At 49.8% G+C, this 229-nt stretch carries 1 pseudogene; it reads left to right on the top strand.

Going from position 1 to position 229, the window contains the following annotated elements:
* A pseudogene (locus LI164_RS16540) lies at window positions 1-229 on the top strand (hypothetical protein); the annotation flags it as partial.

Below are 229 nucleotides of genomic sequence, written 5' to 3' on the forward strand. Positions count from 1 at the left end.
TGAAAATGTATGTGGCGTTCCGTATCTGGAACAGCTATCTGCTTGCCAGAGAACCCCGTGACCGTAACGCTGCCTGTGACCGCTTCATGGATAAAATGAGCAGACTGACCGGGGTATTCCAAAACGAAACCATGAGCTTTGACAGGGAGACAGGAAAACCGAAACATTTTCAAGCTGGCAGCCTTTATTTCAAAGGCGCACCGTCAGAAGATACCCGGCTTGACCTCTG

The sequence above is a fragment of the Dorea sp. 210702-DFI.3.125 genome, assembly GCF_020560945.1.
In the GTDB taxonomy this organism is placed as follows: domain Bacteria; phylum Bacillota; class Clostridia; order Lachnospirales; family Lachnospiraceae; genus Dorea; species Dorea formicigenerans.